At 67.6% G+C, this 16,853-nt stretch carries 18 protein-coding genes and 1 pseudogene; 5 read left to right on the forward strand and 14 right to left on the reverse strand.

The features are described from left to right. Positions 1-123: 123 nt before the first annotated feature. A complete protein-coding gene (locus tag D0Z08_RS14595) occupies positions 124-378 on the reverse strand; it encodes a hypothetical protein (protein WP_118925989.1) in 255 nt (84 codons plus the stop codon). Between the two features lie 63 nt (positions 379-441). Here D0Z08_RS14595 and D0Z08_RS32135 point away from each other — a divergent pair, with 63 nt between their 5' ends. Beyond that, positions 442-627, forward strand: a complete 186-nt coding sequence (locus D0Z08_RS32135) for a hypothetical protein (protein WP_182481306.1) — start codon at positions 442-444, stop codon at positions 625-627. Positions 628-679: 52 nt separating this feature from the next. Beyond that, positions 680-844: pseudogene (locus tag D0Z08_RS33735) on the forward strand (AMP-binding protein); the annotation flags it as partial. A gap of 44 nt (positions 845-888) precedes the next feature. Here the strand turns inward: D0Z08_RS33735 and D0Z08_RS14610 are convergent. The 13 genes from D0Z08_RS14610 to D0Z08_RS14670 form a co-directional block, all read right to left on the reverse strand. Further along, positions 889-2,340 (reverse strand): aldehyde dehydrogenase family protein, encoded by a 1,452-nt coding sequence (locus D0Z08_RS14610; protein WP_118925992.1) that lies wholly within the window; start codon positions 2,338-2,340, stop codon positions 889-891. Positions 2,341-2,499: 159 nt separating this feature from the next. Further along, positions 2,500-3,237: a mycofactocin biosynthesis peptidyl-dipeptidase MftE gene (mftE, locus tag D0Z08_RS14615; RefSeq protein ID WP_245993975.1), complete on the reverse strand. Its 738-nt coding sequence runs from the start codon at positions 3,235-3,237 to the stop codon at positions 2,500-2,502. 28 nt (positions 3,238-3,265) lie between these two features. Beyond that, the gene (locus D0Z08_RS14620) at positions 3,266-3,661 is read right to left on the reverse strand and encodes a nitronate monooxygenase (RefSeq protein ID WP_118925994.1); all 396 of its coding nucleotides are present in this window, start codon (positions 3,659-3,661) and stop codon (positions 3,266-3,268) included. A gap of 16 nt (positions 3,662-3,677) precedes the next feature. After that, complete coding sequence (locus D0Z08_RS14625; RefSeq protein WP_118925995.1) at positions 3,678-3,965, reverse strand: NAD(P)-binding domain-containing protein; 288 nt, start codon at positions 3,963-3,965, stop codon at positions 3,678-3,680. Between the two features lie 73 nt (positions 3,966-4,038). Further along, positions 4,039-4,809, reverse strand: coding sequence for an SDR family NAD(P)-dependent oxidoreductase (locus D0Z08_RS14630; protein ID WP_118925996.1), 771 nt, complete (start codon positions 4,807-4,809; stop codon positions 4,039-4,041). Then, positions 4,806-5,669 (reverse strand): amidohydrolase family protein, encoded by an 864-nt coding sequence (locus D0Z08_RS14635; RefSeq protein ID WP_118925997.1) that lies wholly within the window; start codon positions 5,667-5,669, stop codon positions 4,806-4,808. The genes D0Z08_RS14630 and D0Z08_RS14635 overlap by 4 nt, the downstream gene beginning before the upstream one ends. Next, entirely contained in the window at positions 5,666-6,625 is a 960-nt protein-coding gene (locus D0Z08_RS14640; protein ID WP_147381431.1) for an acyl-CoA dehydrogenase family protein, read from the reverse strand. Before D0Z08_RS14640 ends, D0Z08_RS14635 begins: the two co-directional genes overlap by 4 nt. Next, the gene (locus D0Z08_RS14645; RefSeq protein ID WP_118925999.1) at positions 6,625-7,764 is read right to left on the reverse strand and encodes an acyl-CoA dehydrogenase family protein; all 1,140 of its coding nucleotides are present in this window, start codon (positions 7,762-7,764) and stop codon (positions 6,625-6,627) included. The genes D0Z08_RS14640 and D0Z08_RS14645 overlap by 1 nt, the downstream gene beginning before the upstream one ends. After that, positions 7,761-8,642 (reverse strand): acyl-CoA dehydrogenase family protein, encoded by an 882-nt coding sequence (locus D0Z08_RS14650; protein ID WP_182481307.1) that lies wholly within the window; start codon positions 8,640-8,642, stop codon positions 7,761-7,763. Before D0Z08_RS14650 ends, D0Z08_RS14645 begins: the two co-directional genes overlap by 4 nt. An 80-nt stretch (positions 8,643-8,722) precedes the next feature. Beyond that, a complete protein-coding gene (locus D0Z08_RS14655) occupies positions 8,723-9,874 on the reverse strand; it encodes an acyl-CoA dehydrogenase family protein (RefSeq protein ID WP_118926001.1) in 1,152 nt (383 codons plus the stop codon). A gap of 110 nt (positions 9,875-9,984) precedes the next feature. Further along, positions 9,985-10,932 carry an SMP-30/gluconolactonase/LRE family protein gene (locus D0Z08_RS14660; protein ID WP_118926002.1) on the reverse strand — a complete coding sequence of 316 codons (948 nt, stop codon included), beginning with the start codon at positions 10,930-10,932 and terminating at the stop codon, positions 9,985-9,987. A gap of 75 nt (positions 10,933-11,007) precedes the next feature. After that, a complete protein-coding gene (locus D0Z08_RS14665) occupies positions 11,008-12,234 on the reverse strand; it encodes a flavin reductase (RefSeq protein ID WP_118926003.1) in 1,227 nt (408 codons plus the stop codon). Then, positions 12,153-13,550, reverse strand: a complete 1,398-nt coding sequence (locus D0Z08_RS14670; RefSeq protein ID WP_118926004.1) for an NtaA/DmoA family FMN-dependent monooxygenase — start codon at positions 13,548-13,550, stop codon at positions 12,153-12,155. The genes D0Z08_RS14665 and D0Z08_RS14670 overlap by 82 nt, the downstream gene beginning before the upstream one ends. 191 nt (positions 13,551-13,741) lie before the next feature. Between D0Z08_RS14670 and D0Z08_RS14675 the strand changes: the two genes are divergently transcribed. The 3 genes from D0Z08_RS14675 (at position 13,742) to D0Z08_RS14685 (ending at position 16,815) form a co-directional block, all read left to right on the forward strand. Further along, positions 13,742-14,065, forward strand: coding sequence for an EthD family reductase (locus tag D0Z08_RS14675; RefSeq protein WP_118926005.1), 324 nt, complete (start codon positions 13,742-13,744; stop codon positions 14,063-14,065). A gap of 64 nt (positions 14,066-14,129) precedes the next feature. Next, entirely contained in the window at positions 14,130-14,831 is a 702-nt protein-coding gene (locus tag D0Z08_RS14680; RefSeq protein WP_182481309.1) for a response regulator transcription factor, read from the forward strand. A gap of 334 nt (positions 14,832-15,165) precedes the next feature. After that, positions 15,166-16,815 (forward strand): sensor histidine kinase, encoded by a 1,650-nt coding sequence (locus D0Z08_RS14685; protein ID WP_147381432.1) that lies wholly within the window; start codon positions 15,166-15,168, stop codon positions 16,813-16,815. Positions 16,816-16,853: the final 38 nt, after the last annotated feature.

The following is a 16,853-nucleotide window of genomic DNA, read 5'->3' on the forward strand; positions in this document are numbered from 1 at the left end:
TTCACCCCGTCCGAGGACGGCATCAGCGGCGAGATCCGCTCCCATTGATCGTCAGAAAGCACCCGTTCGCGAGACATGACCGCATCAAAACAGCCCCACGCTCCGGAACATAGGAGACACGCCCTAGGTCCCCCTCGTCGGCTCCAGCGGCGAGTGGACCATGCCGAATGGATCGGATGCGTAGCCGCTACCCCCGCGGAACGTCCCCCAGACCTCGCCCTCAGTGGCGCTGGCGTCGAAAGCGTCGAACATCGCAGGGATGATGTTGCGGTCGCCCTGAGCCGTTTCATGCAGCACCGTGAGCGCGCTGCGCAGCTTGTCCATGTCGCCACTAGTCTTGAAGGTGGCGAAGTCCGCCAGGTGCTGAGTCATCAGCATGGTGTCGAACTCGAAGGGCCAGGAACCTCTTCCTCCTCGCGCTGGTGAGCGTTGACTCCCACCATGATGAAGCCTCCCGACGCCATCTCGTCATCGATTCGATCGTCGATCTCGTGGCACATCTCTTCGAGCCATCCTGACTTGATCGACTCGATGATTCCCCAGTTCCACGTGGCTGACCCGCTCGGCGGCAGCTACTACTTCGGGGCGCTGACGGATCGTTGCATGGGGCCTCGCCAGCAGTCGTGAGTGAGGACGGTGTCCTCAGCTTCGAACAACTCGCGCGTGGCTCCGCGACCAGCTGGCTGCATCGCTGATCGGACGCGGGATCAACGACGGCACTCATGTTCCGATCTTCATGCGCAAGTCTTGGGAGTACGTCGTGCTCCTTCACGGACTGTGGTCGACGATAGGTGCAGTCGTTGTGCCCCTGAACACGACGTGGAAGCACATCAGGTCACGCTCCACACTGAAACCCACGCGTCCCCTCCAGCTCTTCCCTAGCTCGCATCACAGGTCCACGGCGATGTACTGCGTCTCCAAGTACTCGTGGATCCCGGCGAATCCGCCCTCGCGGCCCAAGCCGGACTCCTTCATGCCACCGAACGGAGCCGCCGGATCCGAGGCCGTGCCGCGGTTGACGGCAACCATCCCGGACTCCATCCGCTGGGCGACGCGCATCCCCGTGCCTGAGTCCGGGGCGAACACGTAGGAGATGAGGCCGTACTGGCTGTCGTCGGCCATCGCGACCGCTTGGTCAGTGGTCTCGAAGGTCACGATCGGCGCGACCGGACCGAAGATCTCCTGGCGCGTAAGAGTTTGTCCGTGCTCGACGCCGCGGACCAGGCACGGCGCCATGAAGGCGCCTTCTTCGGGCACTCTCGAGGTCGTCGCGACGCGGCCACCCTCGTCCTCGGCGGCACTCAGGAGATCCAGGATCTTGTCGCGCTCGGCAGTACTGACCAGAGCGCCGAGGTCGTTGGTGGGGTCGATGCCGGGACCGACCCGCAGTCCAGCCAAAGCCCGTTCGAACTCAGTCGCGAACGGCTCTGCGAGCGACTCGTGGATGTAGAACCGGTTGGCCGCAGTGCACGCGGATCCGCCGTTGCGCATCTTGGCCACCATCGCACCCTCGACAGCGGTGTCGAGGTCCGCTCCCTCCAACACCAGCAGCGGGGCGTTGCCTCCCAGCTCCATGGAGGCCGGCAGCGCCCGCTGGCCGGTCTTCTCGAGAAGCAGCTTGCCTACGTACGTCGAACCGGTGAAGGAGAGCGTGGACACCCGCTCGTCCGCCAGGACGGCTGCTGACTGCCCTCCGGGGTCGGACGTGGTCACCACGTTGACCACCCCCCGCGGAACGCCGGCTCGTTGCAGCACCTCGGCCACCCAGAGCGCGGTCAGCGGGGTCTCCTTGGCCGGCTTGAGCACTGCCGTGCAGCCGGCGGCCAACGCGGGAGCAAGCTTTCGGGTCGCCATCGCCGCCGGGAAGTTCCACGGCGTGGTCATGTACGCCACGCCCATCGGGCGGTGGTCGACGATGATCGTCTTGTCGGCGTTGGGAGCCAGCCGGAAGTCGCCAACGATGCGGGACGCTTCTTCGCTGAACCAGCGGAAGAACTCGGCGGCGTACGCCGCTTCGGCCATCGCGTCGGCCCAGGCCTTGCCGTTCTCGAGGGCGATCAGCCGAGCGCACTGCTGCTGTTCTGCGGCCATGATCTCGTAGGCGCAGCGCAGGATCTCGGCACGTAGTCTCGGCGCCGTACCAGCCCAGCCGGGGAAGGCCGTGTGCGCGGCGGCCACGGCGTCGATGGCCTCGCCGACAGTGGCGTCGGCGACTGAGGCAAGAACACCGCCGGTGGCCGGGTCGCGCACGTCCAGGGTGCGACCAGTGGTCACCCACTCACCGGCGACCAGGAGGCCGGTTGGTACGCCGTCCAAGACCGGGTGAGCAAACTGGGTCATGAGACCGGCGCCCGGCAGGGGGAGGTGGTCATTGTAGGAAGTTCCTTCGATGTGAGTTGTTCGTCTGGCTGGGAGGGCCGGCCAGGACTAGGTGTCGGTCCGCCGACCACCAGATCGGTGCTGGGGCACATCCGGGACCAAGGAGGTCCTCACATCGGCTCACCCCTTCACGTCGGCTGCTTCGGACCGCTTGTGGCCGGCAACGGTTTGAACGGCGCGCAGCACGTCGCTGACCATGGTGTCGAGCGCAGCTTTACCTTCGTTCGCGCTCGCTCCTGTCGGATCACCCAGCACACCGTTCACCGAGACGGCTCTGACGCCACGAGCCTTGATCTCGGCCAGGAGGTTGGGCGATGCGTGGGTGTTGCCGGCCTCCGCGCGCTTCAGGCGCACATTCCACGGGGCGAGGTACAGCATGAGCGATGTCTCGACACGGCCGGCGTGAAGACCGGGCTCCTCGAGGGAGCACGCCACCCAACCGACGTCATGGCCTTCATCGAGAAGCTGGCGAACTGCGGATCTCAAGGACTCCAGGTTTCCGACGTGAGCATTCACGAAGACCACCTCAGCAGCCCAAGTTCGCATCGACCGGGCTAGTTCCACCATCGTCTGTTGGAGGACCGCTTGGCCGATCGAGCTGGTTCCGGCGAAGTCTTGGTGCTCGCCGCTGGACCCATAGCTGATGGCGGGCGCGACCAGGATCGAACGGCCGTCAGCGTGGAGCACCTCCGCGGCACGAGTTGCAACTGCGGTCGCGATCACGGTGTTTGTGTCGAGCGGCAGGTGTGGGCCGTGCTGCTCCACAGACCCGACGGGTACCAGCACCGTTGGGAGCGGCGGCACGCTCGGCGACGTCGTGGAGGCGAGGTCGAGGCCGAGCGCGATCGGGTCGCTCACGTCGTCGTCCAGAAGCGTCGTTGACTCATCATCGCTCCCCATCAACGTGCGCGCTGTCGATGGTGTGGACCAGCTCCGGAAGGCGGTCGATCGTTCTTTCCGCGTCGCGAATGATGCTGCGGACCCTCACCGAGTCCACCTCGTGGATCAGACCCTGGGTCTGGCCGGCCCACCACATGCCGCCCTCGACGTCCCCCTCGACCAGAACCTTTGCCCGGCCGCGCACACCCGATGCGAGCTCGGCCACGTCGGCGAAAGCCACACCGGGACGGGACCCGATCTCGGCCACCTGCTCGGAGATCTCGTTCCTCGCCACCCGCGCGCTGTTCTTGAACTCTCGGAAGACCATCACAGTGTCCCGTTCCGAGTTCGCCACGATCTGGGCCTTGACGTTCTCGTGGATCGGAGCCTCGTCCGTCGCCATGAACCGCGTCCCATGTTCACCGCGTCGGCGCGCCGACGACCCTCGCCGACGGGACCAAGCGCTGGGCCTCCTGCGCCGCGGACTCCTCCAGCACCAGGCCGAACGGCCCGGCCCGGTCAAAGCCCAACGGGTTCACCCAGCTAATGACGATCTTCCCGGCTAGCTGGTCGGCCTTCTCGCTCGCGCGGCCTGCATCACGGGAGCCGAGCGCCACATCGTGCTGGGCGAGGGCGAACCGGTAGGCCAGACCGCGGCCCTGGGGTCCGGTGCCGCCGATGACGGCGATCGTGAGGCGTTCGCCCATCACTGGTCTCCTTCAGCTCTCGAACTGTCAGGGCCCGTCGAGAACCCGCACGTGATCCGTCCGCGGATGGCGGTCATCGCGCCGTCCAACCGCCGTCGACGGTCAACACCTGGCCGGTGACGAACGAGCTGCTGTCGCTGGCCAGGTAGACGACCATGCCGTCGAAGTCCTCCGGCGTTCCGATGCGGGGCAGCATCGTGTTGGCCTCGACCCAGTCGCGGATCTTGTCGACCTCGAGGGTCGCGTCGGTCATCTCGGTGCGGATGAAGCCGGGAGCGAGCGCGTTGATCCGGATGCCGTAGCGGCTCCACTGCGCCGCCCACTCCCTCGTGATTGCCGTGAGCCCGCCCTTGCTCGCGCTGTAGACCGCCTGCGGCAGACGTCCGATACCTACCGAGGCGACCACCGAGGTGACGTTGATGATCGACCCTGCTCCTGCCGCCTTCATGAAGGGGAACACGGTCTGGGCAGCGACGATCGGCGCGACGAGGTTGACGTTCAACGTCTGCGTGATGTCCTCGAGCGTCTCGTCCTCGGCCCGCCGCCCGCCGGCGATGTAGGCGGCGTTGTTGACGAGCACCTCGACCCCGCCCATGGTGTCGATCGCCTCGGAGATGGCGGATCGGGTATCCCCGGCATCGGAGAGGTCGACCGCGATCGCGCTGGCGTTGTCACCGAGCTCGGCGACAACGGTGTCGAGCAGCTCCTTGCGCCGCGCCAGCAGGACGACTTGCGCGCCCTGCCGGACGAGCGCCCCCGCCAGGCTGCGGCCGATGCCGGCGGTCGCCCCGGTCACGATGATCCTCTTGCCGTCGAGGGAGAACATCGAGTCGCGCGCGCTCATGAGTCGTCCCGCACGGCCTCGAACCCGAACCGCCCTAGCCCGAACGCCCGGATCGCGTTGCCGGCCAGGAACTTGGTGCGCACCGTGGGCTCCAGCTCCAGCGTGTCGACCTGCGCGAGGGTCGAGTCGAAGTCGAGCAGGGGCCAGTCGGTGCCGAAGATGCACTTGTCCTGCCCGTAGGACCGGAGGAACTTGCTGAAGCCGGGCTCGAAGTGTCGCGGAAGCCGTGCCGAGGTGTCGATGTAGACGTTCTCGTGCTTCCACGCCACGTGAATCATCTCCTCGGCCCACGGCGAGCCCACGTGCCCGCAGACGATCGACAGGTCCGGGAAGTCCAAAGCGACGTCGTCGATGTGCAGCGGTCGTCCCGTGGATGACGGGAAGAGGGGACCCGTCCCTCCGACCTGCGTCTGGAGCGTCAAGCCCAGCTCCTCGCACTTGGCGTAGAGCGGGTAGAAGACTCGATCCGTGGGATCACGGCGGAGATAGAACGGCTCCAGCTTCACTCCGCAGACCCGGTGCTCGGCGACGATCCGCTCAAGCTCGCGCAACGAGGCGGTGATCCCCTGCGTCGGGTCGACCCAGACGACTCCCACCGTGTCGTCGGGCCGCGCATCGAGGGTCTTGAAGACCTCGGACGCCGGCGTCGCCGGCCCCCCGGAGACGAGGAACACGTCGACGGACGACCGGTCGAGCTCGTCGTACATCTCCTCGAGGCTGACGCCTTCCATCAGCCTGGTCTGGCCGTAGCGGCGCAGGACGTTGAGCGTCTGCCACGGAAGGGCATCGACCACGACGTCGTTCCACGGCTGGATCCAGGCGTCGACGACCCTGACCAACTTGGGAGTCGCGTCGCTCATGCTTGTCCTTCGGTAGGTCGATCGATCTCGCCGATCCTGACAACTCCGGACTCGACCAAGCGCCGTCCGATCGCGGTCTCCGCGTCGCGTGTCGAGGGGCCCGATCCTTCCAGCACGACAGCGCGCCGCATCAGCCTGGCGAGAGGGAATTCGTCGGTGAAGCCCATCCCCCCACACACCTGCAGGCAGTCGCGCACCGCCTCCGACAACGCCCTCGCCGACGCTGCGACGGCGACCAGCGTCGCGACCTCGTCGTCCGTGTCCCACGCCGCGTCCAATGACGACAGCGCCGCCTCCACGGCAACCTCGACGCCGGCCAGACGGTGCTGGACGGCCTGCAGACTTCCTATCGGAACGCCGAACTGGTGTCGCTCCCGGACGTGGCCGACCGCGACGTCGAGGAGTCCCCGCGCTGCTCCGCACCGCTCGTGACTCAGGGCGAGCAGGACCATCCGGTCCATCGCCTCCGTCTCCGGGGCGGACAGTCGGCGTCGAATCCGCCCGCGGCCCGAGAGCAGGCGCAGCCTGGAGTCGGTATCTGCGCCGGCGACCTGCTCGACAGTCCAGCCGGTGCCGGGCTCGACCTCGGCGGCGCCGACGACGTCAGCACCGCGACGATCCACGATCACCACGACGTCCGGGTCAGTAGTCACCACGGCTCGCTCGACCATGACGACCCCGTCCTCGTCGACGCCCTCGAGCGAGCGGCTCTGCACGGCGAGAACACGGAGCACTTCGCGCTCTGGCGCGAGGGCCAGAGAGATCAGCACGTCGAGACCGGCCGTCGCCACGGCGCCGCGACCCGCCTCCTCGAACAACGTCCGGACGGCCAGCCGCGGGCTCTCCTCTAAGACCTCGTCCCACCCCGAGTCGAACAACGTCTCAGCGTCCAAGAAGGACCGGGAGCCCATCAGCGCTCGCAGCGAGTCGCGCAGGTCCTGCTCCATGTCCTCCATCACCGCGTGCCTCGCGGCAGCCCGATGACACGCTGAGCCACCAGGTCGAGCTGCACCTCGACGGCTCCCCCGTAGATGGACGCGGCCCGGCTGTAGAACCACGCACCGCGGGCACGCTCGGCGGCCGCGGCGTCCGACGTCGCGAAGTCACGACCGAGCGCCAGCCGGACGACGTCGTTGACCGCCTGCTCCGCCCGGCCCAGGAGGATCTTGTCGATGCTGACCTCGGGTCCCACGATCTCACCGCGACTCAGCCGCTCGATGGTTCGCGCACTGCGAGCCCGTACCGATGACAATACGCAGAAGGCGTGCCCTATGGCATCGACGGGGACCTCATCCATCTCGTCGTGCGCCATCGCGATCTCGAGAGCCTGGTGGAGCATGGCTTGACGCTGCCAGGCCCACATGCCGCGTTCGTACTGCAACAGGTGCATCGCCACGGCCCACCCCTGGCCGACCTCGCCGATGACGCAGCTGTCGTCGACGACCACCTCGTCCAGGAACACCTCCGCGAACTCGTCCTCGCCAGTCAGGGTCTGGAGCGGCCGCGCGCCCACTCCGTCCGCCCGCATGTCGACCCAGAACAGAGTCAGACCGCGGTGACGCTCGTCCGTGGTGCCGGTGCGAGCCAGCACCCCGCAGTAGTCGGCGAGGTGGCCGAGCGAGGTCCACACCTTCTGGCCCGTGAGCACCCAGCCCTCCGCCGACCGGTGTGCCCGGGTCCTCAGGCTCGCGAGATCACTGCCGGCATCTGGCTCGGAAAATCCCTGGCACCACAGTTCCTGCCCCCGAAGCACCCGCGGCACGTGGGTGGCCGCGAGCTCCGGGGCATAAGCGGAGAGCGCGGAGCCGAGGACCTCGAGGGGCGCGAGCGACTCCGGAAGGTCGAGGCCGCTGCGCACAAGCAGGTCGTAGACCAGCGCGCGATCGATGGCCGTGCCACCCGCGCCGCCCCAGGCCTCCGGCCACCCCCGGCCCATCACGCCGGCGCCGTGGAGGAAACCGAGCATCGCCGCGCCTCGCGCGACCCGGTCGTCGAGCGACTCGCCGTCAACCGGGACGAACGCACGCAGCTCTTCGACATGATCGCCGAACCACCCGCGCAGGTCGGCCGGACGTTCGACAGCGCGCACCGTCACGCCCTGGCCTCGATCGGCCCGCCGAGGGTGGCAAAGGGTCCACGGAACCCGCGATCGAGGATCATCGTTCCGAGCAGCGTCGCGAGATCCTCTTCGCCTACCGGCAGTCGCCGCACGGAGTGGCTCAACCTCGACAAGATGGACACATCGGTCTCATCACAGAAGCCCATCGCGCCATAGAGCTGGTGACTTCCCCGCAACACCGTCTCGCATGCTTGGATCAGCCCCTGCCGTAACGCGATCGCATCGACAACCTGCTCGGAGGGATCGTGGTGGGCCAGTGACCACGCGGTGTACTTCGCCAGCTCCTCGGAGCGTTGGACGGCCACTGACATGTCGGCCAGCTGGAAGCGCAGTGCCTGGAACTGGGCCAGCTGTCGACCGAACTGCTCGCGCTCCGTCAGGTAGACACGCGTGTCGTCGACCGCGCGCTGCAGGACCCCGAGCAACCACCACGACTGCAACGTCCCCACCCGGGCGGCGAGAGCGGGATCATCGACGCTGTCACTGGTGCTCACCTCGACAGCGCCGAGGAACGGCGCGAGCCTGCCCCCCACCACTCCACCGCCGGCACCGGTCACGGTGAAGGTCCGTCCGGCCAGGTCGAGCGCCTGCCAGGGACCCTCGAGGTCGCCGTGTGCGATCAGCGCCGGTCCCGGACCGTCCACCAGAGTCGCCCAGGAGCCGGCCGAACCGCTGGCGAGACGTTCGGCGATCGGATAGGGCAACGCCGTCGTGCCCCCCACCCGACAGGCCTCGGCGGCCGCCTCGAGCTCGATCTGCGAGTCGGTCACGTCGAGGTCCCACAGCCCCAGGGGCTGCAGCAATGACTCGATCTCCTGCTCACGTGACGCGGGGTCGACGAGGTATCGACGCACGAGCTCGACTCCGCCTGCCCCCGCCAGGACCGAGCGCACACCTGCGCCGAGGTCGATGGCCTCTGCTGACAACCGGCTGATCACAGCGACACCAGTTTCTTGCCCAGGAGCTGCTTCTGCATCTCGATCGTGCCGGAGGCCACCGTGGAGGCCTGGGCATAACGCCAGTGATCCTCCACGGCTCGCTGGAACTCGGGCTGGTCCGATCGGGCGTCCAGGGCTTTCGGTCCCACCAGGTCCATGAGGACCTCCGCGACCTCCTGGTCGAGCGTGGTCACCGCCATGCGGTAAGCCGCGGCGTCGGCGGGATTCAGCCCACCCTGGTTCTGGTGGTCGACGACCTTGTAGGCCAGCAGGCGAGCCTCTCGCGTGCGTACCAGTGCGCGGGCCCACCGGGCGACCAGGCCAGCGGGCATCGTCTGCCACCGGTCGGCCAGTGCCGTGGGGGCCTCGGAGAGTAGCCGCTCACATCGGGCGTACCGCGCGATTCCGACGCGCTCGAAGGCCAGGACGTCGGTGATGATCGACCAGCCGTCGCCGACCGTTCCGAGCACCTGCGCATCCGGCACGAATGCGTCGGTGAAGTAGATCTCGTTCAAGTGATGGTTTCCGAGCATGCTGTGCACGGGCCGCGCCTCGACGCCGGGCTGCTGCATGTCGAGCAGGAAGACGGTGATGCCGTCCTTGCGGCCGCCCGGAGCCCCGGTCCTGGCCAGGAGGAAGCACCACTGCGCCATGCGCGCGTACGACGTCCAAATCTTCTGGCCGTTGATGTGCCACCCCCCTTCGGTGCGGCGGGCGGACGTCCGGAGGGCGGGGAGGTCGGAACCAGCGCCCGGCTCGGAAAACCCCTGGCACCAGATGACCTCGCCGGCGGCGATCGGTGGCAGGAACGCCTCCTGCTGTTCCTTCGTGCCGTGCCGCATGATGACCGGGCCCACCCAGTTGATCCCCATGTACTGGGCACCGCGAGGCTCATGAGCAGCCCACATCTCCTCACGGAGCGCGGTCTGCTCCCAGGAGGAGGCGCCGCCTCCGCCGAAGTCCACGGGCCACGCCAACGCGAGGAGACGGTGACGACCGAGCGCCTGACAGAACTCCTCGGCGATCTTCAGGTCGTTCGGGTCGTCGGTGAACGCGCCGAGATAACCGTCCGGGATCATCTCGTCGATCAGGTGACGAATCCTCGACCGCAGATCAAGGACCTCCGGGGACTCGGTGTAGTCGAGCATTCTGTCTCCGCTCTCTCGACGGTTCTTCATGTTAATCTTTAAAAAGTTTAGGTGTCAAGGTCCCGAGCCCAGAGGCCCGACGCATCTGGGATCGCTGCGCGCGGGCTCGGTCAGGCGCTGCTCGCGGGCCGTGCGGCGCCGATCACCGGCCAAGGCGCCTCGAGGAGAGTGCCTGAGGCCGAGAGGGTGACGAACACCGTGCTCTTGTCCTGCCCGCCGAAGCACAGGTTCGTGGGGAGGGGCTCCCACACCTCCTCAGGCAGACCAACCAGGCTCGCGGCCGATCCGTCGTGTGCCACGACGGTGATGCAGCCGCTCCGCAGGGTTGCTACGCACACGTTCCCCGCTGCATCGACGTCGAGGCCGTCAAACCATTCGACCCCGTTGGCGCCGAAGAGGAAGCTGTCGTCCACCGACTGCTCCGCGTCGAGGACGCCAGGCGCCACGATCCGGCTCGAGAAGAGCCGCGCGGTGAAGGTTTCCACGTACAGCAGGTTCTGCCCGTCGGGCGTGATGCCGATCCCGTTGGGGAAGCCAATCCCGACCGGGCCGAAGTGCGCGTCCCTGAGCTTCACCATGCTCGACCCGTCGATCGAGGCGTAGTAGAGGGCGCCCCGCTCGTGATTGGTCGGAGTGACAGCTCCGTAGTCGGTGAAGTAGAACCCGCCGTGCTGGTCGAAGACGATGTCGTTCGGGGCTGACAGACGCCTGCCTTCGAACCCGTCGTAGAGGACGTCGACCGTCCCCGTCTTCAGGTCGAGACGGTCGATCCGCCCGCCGATGTTTCCATCAGGGGACCAGCCACTGGCGCAGACGTACATTGCGCCGTCGGGCCCCAGGGCGAGCCCGCTCGGCCCCCCGATGCAGCTTGCAATCCGCTCGACCGTCCCGTCCGGATCGATCCGGGTGATCGCGCCACCCTTGATCTCCCCGAGGATCACGCTGCCGTCGGACATGGCGACCGGCCCCTCGGGAAACTCAAGGCCGCGGGCGATGATCCTCGCGTCCTTCAGCTCACCCGCGACAGCCGGTGTTGCTGCTCGCCTGAACGGCTTCATGTGCTGCATCTCCTTGGTGGTGGGCGTCCCGGACGGCAGGTCTGGTCTCGGCGTGCCGGCCACGGGCGGGCACCGTCAGCTCTGGACCGCCACTCGACGGCTGATGTTGTCGGCCACGGTGCGGACGTCGGCGATGAGGTCGGACAACGATGCGGCGTCGAGCGGGGTGAAACCTCCGACGTTCAGCACGACCCCCACCCGGCCGTCCGGACCCAGGACCGGGACGTGGACGTTGCGGACACGGTCGGCGTCGGCCGCTTCGAACTGGGCCCCGAACGACTGGGTCAGGTTCTCCGGCAGGTGCCGGTGAGCAGGGTCGCCGGCCGTCGCGCCGGCCATCACCTGCTGCCAGTCGCGGACCGCGCCACCCTCGAGCGACACTGCATAACCGCGGTTCTTCATCGCCTTGAGGCGCGCGAGCAAGGACTCACCGTCCTGATCGGGCGGGGCCGACCGCAACCAGGCGGCCACCCTCTCGTCGGGCTGCCACGCCATGAACGACGCGCCGATCGGCGGCACCGCCCGGTTGCGCCCCCCGATGAATGCGTTCGATGCGGCACCCTCCGCCGCTCCGGCGACCGCAAGGACCACGACCTCGTCGCCGACCATCGCGGTCACGGCGCACTGGGTGCTCCACCGCTCGGACAGTGCGTCGATGTCCTGCCGGGCCAGATCGACGATGCGCAAGGGCATCACCAGGTCACCCTGGGGATCACCCGCGACGAGGGCACCGGGCCGGAAGCCGCCGTAGCCTCCCCGGAAGAACACCAGCGGCGAAGACTGCGACTGCGCCTGCATGCCGGTGACGGCGCCGAGGACGATCACATGGTCTCCAGCCGGGTCGACCCGGTCGATCTCGCAGTCGATCCACGCAAGGGAGTCGGTGAGCACCGGCGCGCCCCCCGGCGAGGGGAACCACGACACACCGGCGAACTTGTCCGACCCCGACCGGCTGAAGTCCCGGCACAAGCGCTCCTGCTCGGCACCGAGGATGTTGACGCAGAACCTGCCGGCTGCCTCGATCTTCGGCCAGGTCGTCGATGTCACCGCGGGGAGGAAGCCGACCAATGGCGGGTCCAACGACACTGACGTGAACGAACCCACGACCATACCGACGGGTTTCCCGTCGCGGCCGACGCTCGTCACGACCGCCACCCCGGTGGGGAACTGCCCGAGGACCCGTCGGAAGGCCTCTGGTGTGATCGTCCCGCCCTTGGGCGTCACGAGTGACCGATCTCTGCTGCAATGCGGCGGTAGCTCGCTGCCGGATGCCGTTCGTTGACCCGGGGCGATCCGGACCACTTCTCTCGCAACGTACCCGGCAGGTACTCGGTCTGCATCAGGCCACGACGCTGCAGTTCGGGTACGGCGTACCGCGTGAAGTCCTCGAGCTCACCCAGACCGTTGAGGAACGCGACGTTCATCCCGGTCACGCCCACTGCGGCGTACGCCTCGACGTAGTCGGCGATCTGCTCGCCGGTCCCCACCACCTGGGGCGCCGTCAGAGTGGAGACGACCTCGCGGAAGGTCCAGGCCTTGTCCGGCGCAGCCTCTGCCAGCGCGCGCAGCTTGCCCTGCATCGCGTCGGTGTCGAGCTGTCCGATCGGGGTGTCCAGGTCCACCGCACTCAGGTCCAGACCCATCGTCGCACTGGTGTACGCCAAGTTCGCCTCGTCGTTGATGGACGCCCGCAGCTCCTCGGCCTTGGCCTTGGCCTCTTCCTCGGTGCGACCCACGATGCACGACAGTTGCTGGAACACGAGCAGGTCGTCGGAGTGCCGGCCCTCGTCACGGACGCGAGCGCGCATGTCGTCGATGACCGAGGCTGCCCCACGGGGGTTCTTCGCACCGATGAAGATCGCCTCCGCGTTGCGTGCCGCGAAGGCTCGCCCATCGCTTGAGCTACCCGCCTGGAAGAGCACTGGCAGGCGCTGCGGAGATGGCTCCGTGACGGCTGGTCCCGCTGAGCTGTAGAACTCCCCCACGTGATCGATGCTGTGGATAGCGGACGGATCTGCGTAGATCCCGGTGGTCAGGTCGCGGACGACGGCCCTGTCCTCCCAGCTGCCCTCGAGCAGCTTGTAGACAACGTCGACGTAGTCCGCCGCGCGCGCGTAACGCTCGGCGTGACCCGCCACCGTCTCGTGCCCGACGTTGCGCCAAGCCGACATCTGGAACGACGTGACGATGTTCCAGGCCACACGCCCCTTCGTCAGGTGGTCGAGTGTGGCGACGCGGCGGGCGAAGCTGAAGGGAGGCTCCTGGATCACGTTCGCGCTGAAGGCGAAGCCGAGGTGCTCGGTGACCGTGGCGAGTGCCGAGACGAGTGCCGAGGGGTCGTTGATCGGGAACTGGACCGCTTGGCGCACCGTTGCGTCACGTGATCCCTCATAGGTGTCGTACACGCCGGAGTGATCGGCCCAGAAGATCGTGTCGAACCGGGCCGCTTCGAGCTTGCGCGCCAGATCCATCCAGGAGTCCAGCGAGCGATAGTCGTGGTCGCGTGCCAGAGGCTGGCTCCAGGGCGAGCCCGGGAAGCCGGACGGGGAGTTCGTGGTGAACAGGGCGAAACGCAGCGGCCGTCGGCCCTGAGCCGTGTCGTGATCGTCGTTCTGCACCTGGAGCTCCTCGTGTTGACCGTGTCTTCCGAGCGTAGAGGCGCCGCGACCCCTCTTCGCCCGTCGATTCCGCTAGTCCTCGCGGCGGACGACCTCCGATCCGTTGACGCCCCGCACGACCGGGTGGACCATCACAGAGGCCCCGGCGGCGCTCGCCGCCGGCTGACGCCGAAACCCGAGGAGCCCCCCGGATGTACTCAGTGATCGGACTCCTGAGCCGGCCCGAAGAACTCTCGGTCACCGAGTGGAGGGCGTGGTGGACCGAGCTTCACGTCCCCAAGGTCCTGGCACTGCCCGGGTTGATCGACTACGTCATCTGGCCTATCGACGAGGAGCTGGACCAGTTCGAGCAGACGTTCAGTGAACCGTCGTACGCCGGTGTCGCCATCATCACCTTCGAGTCGAAGAAGGAATTCCTGGAGGCCATCGAGAGCCGAGATGGGCACGCCGACCTCGACAGCTTCAACTCCAGCGCACCTCGCAGCCTCGTGCTGTGCGGACAGCCGTTCGTCTAGAGAAGCGGACTCCGGTAGGTTGCCATCGCTTTCGCTCACGCCGGTGCTCTGCGAGACTCCTTCTATGCCGGATGATTCGGTCGGTGCCGTCCGGATCTTGATCGTGGACGACCACGAGGTCGTGCGCGAGGGTCTGTCCTCCGTCCTGGCGAGCGATCCCCGCTACGAAGTGGTCGGCACCGCCGAGAACGGTCGTTCCGCGCTCGAGATCGCGGCCCGCACCCGTCCGCAGGTAGCGATCGTCGACTTCCGGTTGCCCGACATGTCCGGCGACGAGGTTTGTCGTCAGCTCCTGCGCGCCCGGCCCGACCTCCGGGTGATCATGCTCAGCTCCTACCTGAACGAGAGGCTCGTGCGCCAGGCACTCACGGCCGGAGCGGCCGGCTACCTGACGAAGGGGTCGGGACTCGCCGCCCTCCGCAAGACCCTCGACGAGGTGATCATCGAGCACCGGAGCGCTGCGCCCCACGACGCCCCGCAGATCGTCCAACAGCTTCACGACCTGCTGTCCAAACAGGTCGCCACGGCCCCTCCGACACCCCAGCAGCAGGCGGTGCTCGACCTCGCGGCCGACGGACTTACCTATCACGAGATCGGCGCTCGGCTGTTCATCAGCGAGTCCACCGTCAGGTTCCACATCCAGAACCTCAAGAACCGCTTCGGGGCTCGTTCCAAGACCGACCTGATCGCCAAGGCCATTCAGGCGGGGTACGTCCAACCGCCCGACGAACGCTTCCTCGGCTCGGTCGCGCCTCCGACAACGTGAGTGGCGGTCGACGGTGAGCGTGTCCCATCCGGATGGTTGGTCACCCAGCATCGTGGACCTGGCGCGGACCGCGGTTCGCGCGCTCTCCTCCAACGTCCTGTCCCTCACCCGCACCGGTACGGGCGGCACGAGCGTCCTGGTGGCCGACGGGTTCGAACCCATCGACACCGAGGCCCTGGCGCGCTTGGGGGCGCAGTGGTGCGCCGCCTTCGACCGGTCAGCCACCACGACGGCACGTCAGGTCGTTCCCGGTGATGGTCTCCCTGACGAGGGTCTCGAGGGCACAGCCCTTCGCGTCGGGCTAATCGCCCCCGTGCACCAGGACGGACTGCTCGTGGGCGTTGTCGCGGCTCTGCGTGACCGTGGCGACTTCTCGGCGGACGAGCGCTCCCTGGCGGACGCGTTCGCGCGGCATTTCGCGGTCGCGCTCGCCCCGCGGGCACCCGCGGCCTCTCGCTACCTCGACGGTCTGCTCGAAGCGCTCGACGAGGTCAATCGTCGCGCCGCCTCAGTGACGAGGATCGACGAGCTGAGCGCGATGCTCGATCCGGTGCTCGCCTCGGTCTTCGGGAACGTGCGATCGGGACTTGCCCTTTGGGACGAGCGCCAGGACGTCCTCAGGATGGTTTCCAGCACCTTTCCCGTCGACATGTGGCAGACGAGCCTCACGGATCTGCGCAGCAGCACGGTCCGGGTCTTTCTCACCGGGACGTCGTGGGTGACTGATCGCGCGTTGACCGATCCGGGTGTCCTGAAGGATCAGCCGGTCCGGTTCGAGATCGAGCGGCTGGTCCAGATCCAGCTGAATGCGGCCGGACGCCGGATCGGCGTCCTGTCGATCGCCATGGAAGACCATCCGTCCCCAGAGCTCCTCGAGATGATCGAGCGGTTGGCCCCACACCTGGCCACCGTCGTCGAGTTCGCACGCACAGCGGCTCGTCTGCGGCAACGCGGCGACCTGACCGCTTCGGTGTCCGCGATCGCGGTCGCCGTCGCGAACACGAGCAAGGAGTCCGGTCTGCGCGACCTCGTGAGCGGCGTCGAGGATCTCAAGCGCACCGTGGGGGCGAGCGCCCTGGTCATCGAGCGCGACGGCACGCACGACATTGTCGCCGCCGATCCGGACGTGGCCGACTACGTGGCCCGAGTGCTCGCGGATCTCGGCGAGCCGCTGTCGGATTCCTTCGAGCACTCCGTCGACATCAGCGACACCTCCGACGGATGCCTGTTCGTCGTGCCCATCCGGCTCAGTGGCGAGCACATCGGAACGTTGCTGGCGCTGCGCCGGTCGAACCGCTTCGATGCGGAGGAACGCGCCGCCCTGGAGCGCGTCGCGAGCCTGTTCGCCCTGCAGGCGTCGAGCGAACGCCATTGGCACCAACGGATCCAGCTGGCCAAAGTCGACGAACGGGAACGCCTCGCCGACGACCTGCACGACGACGTGGTGCAACTGCTCTACGGCATCCAGTTGAACCTGGATCTCGCAGTGGAGAGCACCGGTGAGGCCGAGACGCACGATCGCCTCCTGCGGTCGCGCGAGCTGGCGGCGTCGGCCGACAAGATCCTGCGACAGATGATCGTTGATCGCTCCGACCCGGTCACGCCTGAGTTGCGTGCAGGAGTGGGGGAGATCGTCGAGCGGATGCGTCGCGACCACGGGCTGGAGATCGACGACACCTTTGCCGGTGAGCCGCGCGACGTCCCGGACGAGGTGTCGCATCTGATGCTTCGCGTCCTTCGCGAGTGTCTGACGAACGTCGCCAAGCACGCGAGTTCCCGCCACGTGCTGCTCAGCGTCGCGGTCAGACCCGAGAAGATCGAGCTCGTGATCTCCGACGACGGCGCCGGGGTTGGCGACCAACGAGGAGTCGAGGGCTACGGATTGGCCTCGATGCGGCGCTCCCTCGCGCGCCACGGCGGGCAGCTGACCGTCGCGTCGACGGGCCGCGGCACCACCGTGACCGCCACGGTCGCGCTCAGGTGACGTCACGCAACAACCCGTCAGGAACGGCCTCAAAGATG

It is taken from the genome of Nocardioides immobilis (assembly GCF_003515065.1).
Taxonomy (GTDB): Bacteria; Actinomycetota; Actinomycetes; order Propionibacteriales; family Nocardioidaceae; genus Nocardioides; species Nocardioides immobilis.

Excerpts from the sequence above, each read along its gene's own strand:
- D0Z08_RS14595 (WP_118925989.1), bottom strand. The coding sequence starts at position 378 with ATGCTGATGACTCAGCACCTGGCGGACTTCGCCACCTTCAAGACTAGT.
- D0Z08_RS32135 (WP_182481306.1), top strand. The coding sequence starts at position 442 with ATGATGAAGCCTCCCGACGCCATCTCGTCATCGATTCGATCGTCGATC.
- D0Z08_RS14610 (WP_118925992.1), bottom strand. The coding sequence starts at position 2,340 with ATGACCCAGTTTGCTCACCCGGTCTTGGACGGCGTACCAACCGGCCTC.
- D0Z08_RS14620 (WP_118925994.1), bottom strand. The coding sequence starts at position 3,661 with ATGGCGACGGACGAGGCTCCGATCCACGAGAACGTCAAGGCCCAGATC.
- D0Z08_RS14625 (WP_118925995.1), bottom strand. The coding sequence starts at position 3,965 with ATGGGCGAACGCCTCACGATCGCCGTCATCGGCGGCACCGGACCCCAG.
- D0Z08_RS14630 (WP_118925996.1), bottom strand. The coding sequence starts at position 4,809 with ATGAGCGCGCGCGACTCGATGTTCTCCCTCGACGGCAAGAGGATCATC.
- D0Z08_RS14635 (WP_118925997.1), bottom strand. The coding sequence starts at position 5,669 with ATGAGCGACGCGACTCCCAAGTTGGTCAGGGTCGTCGACGCCTGGATC.
- D0Z08_RS14640 (WP_147381431.1), bottom strand. The coding sequence starts at position 6,625 with ATGGAGGACATGGAGCAGGACCTGCGCGACTCGCTGCGAGCGCTGATG.
- D0Z08_RS14655 (WP_118926001.1), bottom strand. The coding sequence starts at position 9,874 with ATGCTCGACTACACCGAGTCCCCGGAGGTCCTTGATCTGCGGTCGAGG.
- D0Z08_RS14660 (WP_118926002.1), bottom strand. The coding sequence starts at position 10,932 with ATGAAGCCGTTCAGGCGAGCAGCAACACCGGCTGTCGCGGGTGAGCTG.
- D0Z08_RS14675 (WP_118926005.1), top strand. The coding sequence starts at position 13,742 with ATGTACTCAGTGATCGGACTCCTGAGCCGGCCCGAAGAACTCTCGGTC.
- D0Z08_RS14680 (WP_182481309.1), top strand. The coding sequence starts at position 14,130 with ATGCCGGATGATTCGGTCGGTGCCGTCCGGATCTTGATCGTGGACGAC.